Origin of the sequence: Streptomyces graminofaciens, assembly GCF_030294945.1 — a bacterium.
GTDB classification, from domain to species: domain Bacteria; phylum Actinomycetota; class Actinomycetes; order Streptomycetales; family Streptomycetaceae; genus Streptomyces; species Streptomyces graminofaciens.
The window spans coordinates 6,684,516-6,697,515 of the sequence record NZ_AP018448.1 but is presented as its reverse complement, the minus strand read 5'-3'; the positions used below and the strand labels follow the sequence as shown (position 1 = coordinate 6,697,515).

Annotated in this window: 9 protein-coding genes; 2 read left to right on the top strand and 7 right to left on the bottom strand. The window is 70.3% G+C overall.

Going from position 1 to position 13,000, the window contains the following annotated elements; translation table 11 throughout:
- Window positions 1–8 precede the first annotated feature (8 nt).
- From SGFS_RS28910 to SGFS_RS28890, 5 genes are all read right to left on the bottom strand, one after another.
- Complete coding sequence (locus SGFS_RS28910; RefSeq protein ID WP_286254632.1) at window positions 9–2,210, bottom strand: copper resistance CopC/CopD family protein; 2,202 nt, start codon at window positions 2,208–2,210, stop codon at window positions 9–11.
- Between the two features lie 14 nt (window positions 2,211–2,224).
- Window positions 2,225–2,683, bottom strand: coding sequence for a copper chaperone PCu(A)C (locus SGFS_RS28905; RefSeq protein ID WP_286254629.1), 459 nt, complete (start codon window positions 2,681–2,683; stop codon window positions 2,225–2,227).
- Window positions 2,680–3,354 (bottom strand): SCO family protein, encoded by a 675-nt coding sequence (locus SGFS_RS28900; RefSeq protein WP_286254628.1) that lies wholly within the window; start codon window positions 3,352–3,354, stop codon window positions 2,680–2,682. Before SGFS_RS28900 ends, SGFS_RS28905 begins: the two co-directional genes overlap by 4 nt.
- Window positions 3,355–3,483: 129 nt before the next feature.
- Window positions 3,484–4,248, bottom strand: a complete 765-nt coding sequence (locus SGFS_RS28895) for a YcnI family copper-binding membrane protein (RefSeq protein ID WP_286254626.1) — start codon at window positions 4,246–4,248, stop codon at window positions 3,484–3,486.
- 152 nt (window positions 4,249–4,400) lie between these two features.
- Window positions 4,401–5,189, bottom strand: coding sequence for a hypothetical protein (locus tag SGFS_RS28890; protein WP_286254625.1), 789 nt, complete (start codon window positions 5,187–5,189; stop codon window positions 4,401–4,403).
- Between the two features lie 437 nt (window positions 5,190–5,626).
- Between SGFS_RS28890 and SGFS_RS28885 the strand changes: the two genes are divergently transcribed.
- Both SGFS_RS28885 and SGFS_RS28880 read left to right on the top strand, forming a co-directional pair.
- Window positions 5,627–6,076 carry an ATP-binding protein gene (locus tag SGFS_RS28885; RefSeq protein ID WP_286254623.1) on the top strand — a complete coding sequence of 150 codons (450 nt, stop codon included), beginning with the start codon at window positions 5,627–5,629 and terminating at the stop codon, window positions 6,074–6,076.
- Between the two features lie 568 nt (window positions 6,077–6,644).
- Window positions 6,645–7,508 carry an alpha/beta fold hydrolase gene (locus SGFS_RS28880; RefSeq protein ID WP_286254622.1) on the top strand — a complete coding sequence of 288 codons (864 nt, stop codon included), beginning with the start codon at window positions 6,645–6,647 and terminating at the stop codon, window positions 7,506–7,508.
- Between the two features lie 105 nt (window positions 7,509–7,613).
- Here the strand turns inward: SGFS_RS28880 and fxsT are convergent, their stop codons facing one another.
- The gene (fxsT, locus tag SGFS_RS28875) at window positions 7,614–11,585 is read right to left on the bottom strand and encodes an FxSxx-COOH system tetratricopeptide repeat protein (protein ID WP_286254621.1); all 3,972 of its coding nucleotides are present in this window, start codon (window positions 11,583–11,585) and stop codon (window positions 7,614–7,616) included.
- 126 nt (window positions 11,586–11,711) lie between these two features.
- Window positions 11,712–12,962, bottom strand: a complete 1,251-nt coding sequence (locus tag SGFS_RS28870; RefSeq protein ID WP_286254620.1) for a TIR-like protein FxsC — start codon at window positions 12,960–12,962, stop codon at window positions 11,712–11,714.
- Between the last annotated feature and the right edge of the window lie 38 nt (window positions 12,963–13,000).

The window sequence follows — 13,000 nt, the reverse complement described above, 5'->3', positions numbered from 1 at the left end:
GATGTCGTTCAGCCGATCTGAGCGTTCTTGGTGACGGTCACCTGGTCGATGTCCGATGTCCGTACGGTGACCGAGATCTTCCATTCACCGGCCATGGGGAGCTGTACGCCGTTCGCCGACCAGTGCCCGGTGGTGATGCGGTCCGGGACCACCGGCAGTGGCCCGATCTTCTTGGCCTCCAGGGTGAAGGCGACCTTCACCTCGGGGACGTCGAAGACCCTGCCGTCGGGGCTCTGGACGTAGAGGTGCATCTCGTTGGCGCCGGCGCGCGCGGGGTCGAGCTCCAGCCGTACGACTCCCCTGCCCTTGCGGCCGCCGGTGTCGAACGCCATGTCCAGGGCCAGCGCCCCCGACACGTCCGCGTCCTGCGTCACGGCCGCGTTGGCCGCCTCGGCCTCCTTCACCGTGCGGCCGGGCTCGGTGGAGGTCAGGGCCGTTGTGACGGCGAGGAGGACGACGGCCACGCCGGCCTCCGCCAGCACAGAGCGGCGCAGGCCGCCACGGCCCGGGTCGGCGTTCCGGATCTTCTTCTCGCGCGCGCTGGCCATCGCGGCCCGCTGCCGGGCGAGCTGAGCGGCGCGCTCGGAAACCTCACCATCGGCAGCCTGCCTGGTGCCGCTGCCATGGACAGCCCGCCCGGAGCCGCCCCCCGCCGCGGCCTGACCGGAGCTGCCGCCCTCGGGACCCTGCCCCGAGCCGCCGCCACCTTCGGTCCGCCCGCCCATGGCCGCCTGCTCGGTGTCACCGCTCGCCGTACGCGCGGCCACCGGCTCCCGCTCGGTGACAGCTGTAGCTGTGGCTGTAGCTGCAGCCACAGCTACAGCCACAGTGCCAGCCGCCGTTTCCTCGGCCGTCGGCACCTCCGCCAGCTGTGCGGTCCACCGGCGCGAGATCCACGCGATGCCGACGAGTACGGCCACCAGCCCGATCTTCACCAGCAGCAGCCGGCCGTACGACGTGTCGGTGAGGGCCGACCAGGAGCCGAGCTGACGCCACGACTGGTAGACGCCGGTCACGGTCAGCACGAGCACGCTGCCGAAGGCGACCCGGGAGAAGCGTCGTACGGCCGCCGTCTCGATCTGTGCGTCTGCGGGTGCCCGGAACAGAGCCACGAGCAGGGTCGCCAGGCCGCCCAGCCAGGTGGCGACGGCCAGCAGATGCAGGATGTCGACGGGCATGGCGATGCCGGTCTGGATGCCGGTCGAGGCGTGCTCGGCCATCGCCCAGCTCGCCGCGAGCCCGGCCGCGACGACGCCACCGCCGATCGCCAGCCCGAGAGTGAGGTCCTTCTTGGCGTCGAGGTCGTCCGTGGCGTCGTCCGTGGCGTCGTCCGTGGCGTCGTCAGGGGCGTCGTCCGTGGCGTCGTCCGGGGACACCTCACTTTTCTCCTCGGCGCCCTCGTCCTCCCCGGCCTCCGCCGAGGCCTCGCTCTCCTCCTCGTCGCGCCGTGCGAACGCCCCGAACAGGACCGCGATGAACAGGGCCGCCGCGGCGAGGAGCAGCAGGCGGGAGACGAGGGCCGCGCCCGTCTTGGTCTGGAGGACCTGGCCGAGCAGATCCAGGTCGAAGACGTCGCCGGGCTTGCCGGAGCCGGTGTACGAGCCGCGCAGGAGCAGCATCGCGAGCGTGGCGGCGGTCAGCGTCAGCCAGCCGGAGACGACCAGGCGCTGGACGGGTCGCACACCGGCGCCCCGCTGCCAGCAGGCCAGCACGAAGACCGCGCCGCCGATCAGCAGGATGTAGCCGGCGTACGAGAGGTAGCGCGCGAAGCCGTAGAGGCCGCCGACGACCCCGCCGCCCGCGGTCTGCTCGGGGACCGCGACCGTCGTCTTCGAGGGCGCCCCCACCGAGAAGGTGAAGGCGCCGGCGACGGGGTGGCTGTCCGCCGAGACCACCTGGTAGGTGACGGTGAACGTGCCGTCGGGCAGGCCCGAGTGCAGCTTCACCCCGTAGGAGTTGCCGCCCAGGTCGGACGTCTCGCCGGTGTCGACCTGCTTGCCTTTGGGGTCGTACACGCGCACCGAGCCGTCGGACATCGCGACCTTCTCGGAGAAGGTCAGCGACACCTGGGCGGGTGCCTCCTGGACCACCGATCCCTGCTGCGGGTCGCTACCGGTCAGCGCGGCGTGCGCGGAGACGGGTCCGGCACCGGCGAACAGCGCTCCGACGGTGACGAGCAACAGCAACAGCAGGGGCCTCAACCGGCTCAACGGTGCTACCTCCCTCAGTGCCCGCTGGTCGGCTGGTACGTCGCCGACTTCACGGGCATTTCGACCGTGATGGCCTCGGACTTGGTGAAGTTCAACCGCAGGGACACCGTCTCGCCTTCCTTCGGCTTGCGCTTCAGGTTCTCGAACATCAGGTGGTTTCCACCGCTCTGGAGCACGAGTCGGCCGCCGGCGGGGACCTTCAGGGCCGAGGCCTCCTTCATCGACTGCCCGGTCGTCTCATGGACGGTGACGTCCTGGGCGATGTCGCTGGTGACGGAGGTGAGCTCGTCCGCCGTGCCGCCGTCGTTCTCGATGACGAGGAAGCCCGCCGCCATGGAGTCCGTGACAGGCTGCGGCATATAGGCGGACTTCACCGCGAGCTTCGCGGCGGAGGAACCGGAAGAGCCCGAGGAACCGCACCCGGTCAGGACGAGTACGCCGGCGACCAGGGCGGATCCGACCAGCGGCCTCACGGGTTCTCACCCTTGAGCAGCTTCGGCAGGTCCTTCTCGTAGTCCTGCACGGTGGCGTCCTCCCCATACAGCACATATCCGCCGTTCGTCTTCGGCGAGAACGCGATGACCTGGGTGCCGTGCTCGGAGACGGTCTTGCCGTTCTCGTCCTTGGTCGGCGGGTTGATGGAGATGCCGAGGGTGCGGGCGCCCGCCTGGATCGTGTCGAAGTCCCCGGTCAGGCCGACGATCTCGGGGTCGATGCCCTTGAGCCACTTGCCCAGCTCTTTCGGGGTGTCCCGCTCCGGGTCGGTGGTGACGAAGACGAGCCGCAGGTCGGCCAGCTCCGACTTCGACAGCTTCTTCGACACCTCCTTCTTCGCGACCGCGAGGTTGTTCATGGTCAGCGGGCAGACGTCGGGGCAGTTGGTGTAGCCGAAGTAGATCAGCGTCGGCTTGCCCTGGGTCTCCTTGCGGAGGTCGTACTTCTCGCCGTGCGTGTCGGTGAGGACGAGGTCCGGCTTCTTGAACGGCGAGTCGAGGACCGTACCCGGCTTCCGCGCGTTCGCGTCCGTGGAGACCTCGGCGACCGACACCGAGGAGTCCTCGCCGCTGCCGCAGGCCGAGAGCGTGAGGACGGCCGCCGCGAGCAGGGCCGCCGCCGCGTACGTCTTCTTCGTGTTCGTGCGCATAGGAAAAATGTCCCTGATGTTCGAGTTCGGGCTCGCACGGGTGTCGTACGCCGTCGCCGTGACACCGCGGTGCCACGGCGACGGCGGTGTCGTACGACGACCGCGTGCGCGCCGGAGAGGAGCGGAGCGTCAGGCGTCGCCGCGCCGACGGCCGGCCATGACGCCGTACGCCACACCCGCGGCGCCGACGACGATGCCGACGACACCGAGCACGCGGGCGGTGGTGTCGCTGGTGTCGGCGGGCTCGGCGGCGGTGGTGGTGCTGGAGGCGGCCTTGGCGTCCGAGGCCGTGTCCGCGTCCGAGTCGGAGTCCGAGTCGGCGGTGGAGGAGCCGTGGTGGCCGTCCTCCGACGCGGCGGACAGTGCGAGCACCGGCGCCGGGTTCTCGGGCTCTTCCTGGCCCTTCTGCTGGACCTCGATCCAGCGGACGACGTCCTTGTTGGAGTACGTCTGGACGGCCTTGAAGACCAGTTCGTCGGTGTTCTCGGGGAGTTGGCCGATGGAGAGCGGGAACTTCTGGAAGTAGCCCGGCTGGATGCCCTTGCCGGTGGCGGTCCAGGTGATCTTGGAGACGGCCTCGTCGATCTTCTCGCCGTGCAGTTCGAGCGGCTTGTCGAGCTTGGACTTGGTGACCTGGATCTTCCAGCCGTCGAGGGCCTCCGGCTGGGCCGAGGCGAGCGGGTGGTCGGTCGGGAAGCTCACCTCGAGCTTGGTGGTCGAGGCGTTGTCGCGCTCGTTGGGGACCTTGAAGTTCACGGTCGCGTATCCGCCCTTGGCGGCCGTGCCCTCGGCGGACACGCTGACGTGCGCGAACGCGGGGCCGGACAAAACGAGGACGGCCGAACCGGCGAGGGCGCCGACGGCGGCGACACGGGAACCCTTGAAGATCTTCATGACAGCGGGCACTCCACGGTGAGTGAGGGATGTGAGAGGAGGCGCGTCCACAGGCGACGGACGTGTCCACAGGCGACTGACGGACCTGAACGAAGACTGCACGCGCGCGTGCCGCACGACGGCGACCGCTCTCAGCAAGGGAGCGCGTCGCGTCAGGCGGCGAGGAAGAGGGCGTCGGCCGTGGGCGGGCCGCGCCGGACCACCGTGTGCTGGAGCGCGGTCGTACGGAGGGCCGACGGCACCGCGTACCCGGCGCGCGGGGCGCGCGACCCGGTCTCCGGCGTGCCAAGGAGGCCGTCGAACAGTGCCCGTGCCAGCGCGAGCGCTCCGCGCAGGGACCGTACGAGCGGTCCCTCGGCCGACAGCCGGACCAGGCGCAGCAGCGCCAGGTCGCCCCGGCGCAGCACCCACCCGGCGGCGACGGCCGCGAGCACATGACCGAGCAGCATGGGCAGGGACGGCAGCACGGAGGCGGAGGAGTCCGGCGCGGTCGACATGGCGTCGGCCGGATCGTGCACGTGGGTGCCGAGCCCGGCGTCCACGAGGATCCGCTGGGCCTGCGCGGGGCTCAGCGCGGCGGCGGTCGCCCCGCACACGAGCCGGGCGGCACGCGCGACGAGCGCCGCGTCCAGGGCCTCCGGGCTGAGCCGAGTCGTCGTCGCCTGGTGCTGGCCGAGGCCGAACAGGGTGTGCAGCACGGTCTGGCCGACGGCCAGCAGGGCCGCGATCCCCGGCAGCGACCGCTCCCGCCCGGCCAGCGGGGCGGCGACGGCGAAGACGCCCAGGAAGCCGACGCCCAGGCTCCACCACGGGATCGTGGCGCAGGAGGCGAGCGCGTGACCGGCCCCGGCCAGCACGACGCAGACCGCGGCGAACACCGCGGCCCGCAGGGCCCGGAGGTCACCTCCGGGGCGCGTCCAGCGCTGGTGGGGGGCAGTCATGGCGGGCTCATCATCGCATCGGGGCGCTCCGCTGGGTTGGCCGGGTCCTTGCGGGGAGGTACGGGGGGATGCGGGCGTGCGTTCAGGTGGGGGCCTCGCGCCGCAGAGGGTAGGGCGAATGGGCGGGCGGTAGGCGGCTACGGGTGGTGTGCGGCTTGTCGCGCACTTCCCGGCGTACTTCCGCGCAGTTCCGGGCGCAGTTCCGGGCGTACTTCCCCGCGCACCTCCCCGCCCAGTTCCCCGCGCCCCTTCAGGGCGCTTCCGCGGGCCGAGATCGGAAGGAGCGGCCGGGATTCCGGAACGAATTGCTCCGCATACACCGATTGCGCCCCCGTCGCATCCGCCGTATGGGCGGCAACACATCCTTCGGGCGATTGCGCGGCGCCCTGGGTGGCAATACGTAACGGTATGTCGAGCCGCGGCCTGGAGGCTGGAGCATGAGCATCTGGTGGTCACTCCATCTGAGGCGCGAGGCTGCGAGCGTGCCGCTCGCCCGGCGTCTGCTGCTCGGCACCATGGAGACCGCGGGTGTCGATCCGGACGTCTCCTACGACCTGTCCGTCGCCCTCAGCGAGGCGTGTGCCAACGCCGTCGAGCACGGTGGTGCCGGATCCGCCGGTGGCGGGCCTTCCGAGGCGTACCGGGTGACCGCGTATCTCGACGGCGAGAAGTGCCGTATCGAGGTGGCCGACTCCGGCCCCGGTTTCCCGCACCGCCCTCAGGTCCGCCCGGCGCAGTCCGACGCCGAGCACGGCCGCGGCCTCTGTCTCATCCGTGAACTGGCCGACCACGTCCACATCGGCAACAAACCGGGGCGGGGCGGCGCGGTGGTGAGCTTCGACAAGATGCTGAAGTGGCGGGAGGACGCACCGCTGGTCGCGGTGTAGAGGCGCGCGCCCCCCGCGTGCCCCGACGCGCCTCCTGTCCCCCTCCGCGCGCCCGCCATGTCCGGAAGCGCCCCGGCGTACGGGGGCGGCGTGTCCGAGGTGAAGACCGGCTGAAGACAGGGCTTGCCCCGGTACGCGGTCTGGGCCGGGTGGCCGTCCGCCTGCATACTGGCCGGATGGGGGAGTTGGCGATTACCGCGGGTATCCGCCGGTGAGGGAGCACGGTCACCCACTGGTAGCAGGAACGTCACGGCACACGGTCGGTACGGGGACGACCACTGTCCGTATGTCATCGGCTGTGTCACCAAGGCGCACGCAAGTGCACGTGCGTATGCATACGCATACGCATACGCATACGCACAGCCACACCCACACGACAACGGCTGTGGTTCACCCGCATACGACATCGACCCGGGCGGTTCCCCGCCGTGGCGTCACGCCGTGCCGCACCGCGCCCCGCACGGCCTCCCCCAGCCCCGCACACCCACGAACCCGCGGCGGCGGGTGACGACCGGTGAAGCGGGGCGCGGCGGGGGACACGGCGGGCCGGGACGACAGGGGATGGGCGATGCAGCAGACGGTGCGTACCTCGGACGGGCGGCGGCTGGCGGTCGAGCAGCGAGGTGATCCGGAAGGGCGGCCGGTGTTCCTTCTGCACGGCACCCCGGGCAGCCGGCTGGGGCCCGCGCCGCGCGAGGGCGTCCTGTACCGCATGGGCATCCGGCTGATCGCCTTCGACCGGCCGGGGTACGGCGACTCGGACCGGGCATCGGGCCGCCTGGTGAGCGCGGCCGCCGCCGACGTGTCGCACATCGCGGACGCGCTCGGCATCGGCCGCTTCGCCGTGGTCGGCCGCTCGGGCGGCGCCCCGCACGCGCTGGCCTGCGCGGCCCTGCTGCCGGACCGCACCACGCGCGTCGGCGCGCTGGTCAGCCTCGCGCCGCGCAACGCGTCCGGGCTCGACTGGTTCGAGGGCATGACCGAGGCGAACGTGCGGGAGTACGTCAACGCCTCGATCGGGCGGAACCGGGTGACCGCGACGCTCGGGATGCGCTCGATGTCGATCGTCGCCGACCCGGCCGCGTCCGTCGCCGAGATGAAGGACGGGCTCCCGGAGGCAGACCGCTGGATCGTCGCGGACCCCGGCATCCAGGACATGCTGGAGCGCAACTTCGCGGAGGGGCTGCGCAGTTCGGCCGACGGCTGGGTGGACGACGTCATGGCGTTCAACACGGGGTGGGGCTTCGACGTGAGCCGGATCACCACCCCCGTGTTCCTCTGGCACGGCGAGGACGACATCTTCGCCCCCGTGCAGCACACCCGCTGGCTCGGCCGCAACATCCCGGGCGCCCGGGTCGAGGTCGAACCGGGCGCCGCGCACTTCGGGGCGTTGCGGGAGATGACGCGGGTGTTGAGCTGGGCCGTCAACTAGGTCCTGCCGTTCGGATCACGCCTGTACCTCGGATCACGCCTGTACCGAGGGGCGCGGCCCGCACAGCACCACGCGTCACGACCGCACCCCGTACCGCATCACGCGTCACGTCTGCTGCGGCTCCAAGTCCCTCCCCATCCGTCGCCACGACCGGATCGACTCGGTGACAGGGTGGGTCTCGCCCAGTTGTTGGGACAGGTCGGCCACCGCCGACTCCTGGAGTCGTACGGCCTCCTCCTGGCGTCCCATGTCCCGCAGGGTGATCGCGAGGTTGCCCGTACTGACCAGAACGTCGGGGTGGAGGCGGCCGAAGCGGCGGCGCGTGCCCTCCAGGGCCGTCCGCTCCCACCGCTCGGCCTGGTCGTTCAGCCCCAGATCGCCGTAGGCGTTGGCGAGGTTGAGTCCGGCGCACAGAACGGCGGGGTGGTCGTCCCCGAGGTCCGCGGCGAGGGCGTCGCGGGCCTTCTCGCTCAGCGCGGCCGCCTCGTCCACCTCGCCGAGGGCCCGGCGGTAGATGGAAAGGTTGTTGAGGCAGTACATGACGAACGGGTGCTGTGGGCCGAAGGAGGTCTTGTAGCCCTCCAGCACCTCGTTGACCAACTGGACCGCACGCGCGGCCCCGTTCACGGGATCGGTGGCGAAGTAGTCCGCGGCGAGGTTGAGTCCGCAGGCCAGATACTCGGGCAGGGCACTGCCGTAGCGCTCGCGGTAGCGCTTGTACGTCTCCCAGGTCTCCTCGGTGATCCGCAGCGCCTCGCCGGTCTGGCCCGCCTTGCGCAGGGAGACAGCGAGGCTCTTCTCGACCCGCAGCACCTCGGGCACATAGGGGTTGAGGACCTGCTCGAAACCCTCGCGCACCTCGCGCAGGATCTCGATCGAGGTCTTGTAGTCCCCCAGTTCCCGCAGGTCACGGGCGTGATGCCCCTTGGTGGTGAGGGTATACGGGTGCAGTGGGCCGAGCAGGGCGGTGCGGCGGCGTACGGTGTCCTCGTCGAGCCGGCGGGCGGGTTCGCTGTCGCCGGCCAGCCGGTAGTCGATGGCGAGGTTGTTGGCCGCGGTGAGCGACCGGGGGTGGTCCTCGCCGAAGATCTCCCGGAAGCCCTGGTAGATCCGCTGGTCCAGCTCCAGGGCCTCCTTGAACCTGCCCAGCGCGCGCAGGTCGGCGGCGAGGCTGCCGGAGGTGATCAGGATGCTGGGGTGGCCTTCGCCGAGCAGGTGCCGCTGGCTGGCCAGGGTGTCCTCGTCAAGGGAACGAGCGGACTGGTACTGGCCCTGGGAACGCAGCACGTTGGCCAGTTCGAAGCGGAGGTTGAGGATCTGCTCGTCGTTGGCGTCCGGGAACTCGGTCGTCCAGAACTCGTTGAGCTGCGTGCTGAGGGTCCGGGCCGCGTGCAGGTCTCCGCGCTTCCAGAGATAGCGGACGCGGTCGACCATCAACTGTCGTGGTTCCTCCTCCGAGCAGTTCCGGATGTTCGAGGGCGTCAGATGCGGCCAGATCACCTCGAACCCGGGCCACTGCAGAGGATCGTCCACGGCACCCTCGGGCGGTCGGGCGGCGGCGAGGATGCGGTGCACCTCGTGGATCGTGTCGTCGAACTGCTGCTCGTCCAAGCCGTCGCGCACGGCCGCCTGCACCAGGCGGTGCACCTGGATCGAGTTGTCGGTCGAGTCGACCTTGGCCAGGGCGAAGCGGTTCAGTGCCTGGGTGACGCGACCGAGCATGTAACGAGCGCGCAGATCCTTGTCGTACGGCAGCAGAGCCTTGATCATCGCGTCGCTGCCGACCAGGCTCATCGAGATGGGCTCGGCGGCGAAGAAGGCGCACAGCTCCAGGAGGCGGGCGGCGGCCGGGGACTCCTGGCGCAGCCGGTTGATGGAGATGTTCCAGGTGGCGCCGACGGACCGTGGGTACTCCACCGCCTCCACGGCCTCCTTCACGGAGAGCACCTGGGTCGACTGCTCGTGCAGTTGGTCGATGTATGCCGCGACGGGTGTGGCCGTCGCCTCCAGCCAGGCCGCCGCGACCTCGATGGCCAGCGGCAGGTCGCCCACCGCGTCGGCGACCAGCCCGCCGTCGCCCTCGCTCAGCCCCGGCACCCGGCGGCACAGGTGCTCCACGCTCTCGTCGCGGGTGAAGACCTCCACCTCCAGCGGCTGGACGTCGGTCGAGGTGGGCCGGGCGCGGGTGGTGACCAGAAGGTGGCCGTAGATGTTGTCGGGGACGGGCGCGGCGTACTCGGGAAAGAGTTCCAGCCACTTGTCCAGATCCTCGACATTGTCGAAGATCACCAGCCAGCGGTCGCACGGCTCCCCGGACAGCAGCGCCTGGATGGCGGCCTCGGCGGCCTCCTTGACGTCGTCGCCGACGGGCAGCCCGAGCTGCTGGGCGAGCTGGGCCAGCTTGGGCGGGACCAGCTCCGGCTGTTCGGCGTCGACCCACCACACCAGGTCGTAGTCCGCCATGAACCGGTGGGCGTACTCACGGGCGAGCTGGGTCTTGCCCACCCCACCGAGACCGTGCAGCACCTGTGGCACACGCCGTCCCGGGCGCCCGGTGGTCAGCTGCTCGCGCAGCCGGTCCAGGATCGTGGAGCGGCCGGTGAACCAGCGGTAGCGGGTCGGCACATTGGAGATGCGCCTGCCGATGCTGGGGAAGCGCAGCCCCCGGGAGCTGGGCGTGACCGTGGTGACGGTGTCCGCGCGGTCCAGCCCGGCCAGCAGTGTGCTGTACGACTGCCGCTCGTCGAGCCCCTTGAGATCGATCACGCCCCGGCTGGCGTACGGCAGGCTGAGCTGGACGTCGTCGACGCGGATGGCGACCGGCTGCTGCCGTTTCTCCGAGCCGCCGGACTGCACGGCCGCCTCCCACGCGGCCCGCGCCCGGCGGGAGTCGACGAAGCTCGGCGAGAACACGGCGAGCACCCGGTGCGCACCGCTGGGTGTGGCCTCGGCGCCGATCTCGGTGGTCTGCATCGACTGGACGTTCTTCGGCACCACGTCGAACCCGGCGCCGCGCAGCACCGACTCCAGCCAGTCCACCCACATCCGGTCTTCCGAGACGTAGTAGAGCTGCAGCTGGGACAGCGGCAGCGGACGGCGGCGGGTGTACGCGCTCTTGTACTGGCCGCGCTTCGTCTCGCTGATCGGGGGCAGTTTGGTGACCCGCTCCTCGGTGATGACGGAGGTGAGCCGCTCGCAGGCGCTGAGCATGGAGTTGGCCGTCTTCGGCGGGTCGCCGAACGCGGCGAGGATCTCCTCGTACGCGTAGTACGGCTGGTACAGGATCTCCATCGAGGCCCAGTAGTCGGTGAGCCGGTCGCCGTCCAGACCGGACGGCAGCCCGGAGAAACGCTCCTTGGCCAGCGCCCGCCCCGCATCCAGCTTGTCCTTCTCACCGAGGTCGATGCGCATGGCGACCGGCAGGATCCGGATGTTCTTGTCGCCGTAGCGCTCCCGGATGTCCTGGGCGACGGCGGCGGCGCCCTCGATGCTCTGGTCGCTGAGCGTGTAGCAGACGACCAGGGTGTTGGGCATCTGCACGGTGCAGATGTCGGCGAGGTCGCTGAGGCCGGTACGGCTGTCGATCAGGGTGTAGTCGTAGTAGCGCTGCATGTCGGAGCGCATCGCGTCGAAGAACTGGCCGCCGCCGTAACTGGCGTAGAAGCGATCCCAGTCCATGTTGCCGACGATCGGGTAGTCACGGTGCCGTTTGCCGGCCGAGAGGAAGTCGAGGCTGCCGCCCTCGGGAAACGGCCAGTCCAGGGAGAGCGCGTGCGGCCTGACCCGGGCGTAACTGCGGTGCCAGTCCGGAGCCCGGTCGGGCAGGTCGCGTACGGCCTCTCGGCGGTAGTCGTCTATCAGGTTGATGAGACCGGGCGTCGCACGGAGTAATTGGGCGTCCAGAAAAGGGTGGAAGAACTTGTGGAGGCCCGGCGCCTCCAGGTCCCAGTCGACGGCCAGCACGCGATGTCCGTTCGCGGCCAGGATCCATGCCACGTTGGCGAGCGCCATGGTGCGCCCGGTGCCGCCCTTGTACGAGTAGAACGTGATCACGGTGCCATTGCGGTTCTGCGTCATGCGCCTGCCCTCCGCCCGGTCGGCCGGTGTCGGCCTCACTCGTCCCTCGCTTCTCGTGGTGATGCCTGGTCGTGCCGGGGTTTCCCGGTCCGGGTCCTCTTCTAACCCGCTGGCCCGGGGCGCCCGCTACCCCAGGTCGGGTCCCCGCAGCCGCGGGGGCTTCCTCGGTGGCCCCTCCGGCGGATAGGTCCGCGCGTTCTCCCAGTAGTACGAGACGGCCGAGATGACCGCCTTCTGCAGTTCGTTGCCGAAGGCGTCGAGATCGCGGACACCGCCGTTGGGCGAGCAGTGGCCGCTGCCGTTCGGCATCCGCGAGGCCAGGGTCCGGGCCGTGAGCGACCGCAGCTCCTGTTCCTTCTCCGTGGGGGCGATGTCGTCCCTGGCCTGCGGGATCATCACACTGATCCAGGGCCGCCGGTCCCCGCAGAGCTTGCCCACCAGCCGCCGGCCCTGGTCGGAATCGAGCGTCCACCGGTCGAGCAGCAGCAGTCCCGGTGCCTTGGGCGCGCCCTGGCGGAGCATGTGCTCGGCGTCGTTCTCGAAGTCGCCGATGTTCACCTTGTAGTCCATGGTGCGCACCAGGTTGGCCGCGTGGTCGCCGAGCGACAGCGCCGAGACGGGGTGGTACGGGTTCCAGTCGCGCGGCCGGTCCCCGTAGTAGTCGGGCTTGCGCCCGGCCGGCAGATCGGACCGGGTGTGCGCGAGCACCGAGATGTCGAACTCCGGCGGATGCCCGGTCCTGCCGAACGCGCTCGGCAGCGACTCGTACTCCGTGTAGACCTGCCCCTCGTCGAGCTCGGTCTCCTTGGCGATCTTCACGATCTGCTTGGCGAGCCGGTACACGGCACGCTCGTACTCGTCCCGCAGATAGCGGAGTTTGGTCAGCCCGTAGAAGCCCTCTTCCGCGTAGTCCTGCCCGAAGGTGGCGTGGTTGAACTGGAGATCGCGGGACACCTGAGGCATCTGAGCCGGTTCCACCGGCACCCATAACGCCGGAATGATGGCGCTCTCCCAGGCTGCACCGCCTCTCGCCCGCTTGTTGGCCTGCCGCTGGGAGAAGGCCCACCACTCGCGGCCGCACTGTTCACTGATGAAGTACCTCGGTGAGTAGAGCGGCACGAACACCTTGCACCGCGCGAGGTTCTCCGACAGCTCGTCGGTCCACCGGGTCCCCACGGCCATGCCCTGATCCAGAAACCCGGCCTTCGTCCCCGGCGGCAGATCGGTGAGCTGCATGATGTGCTCACACAGCCCGTCGTACAGCTTCTTCACCCAAGCGTTCGGGTCAGCGTCCCCCGCGTCGTTCCGAGGGGTGTGCGCATAACTGAGGAAGAAGTATGGATTCCCCCCTCTGGCGCGCCCCGTTCCCCCTTGCACGTATGACCCCCCGACGTCCCGTGACTGGAACCCCAGTG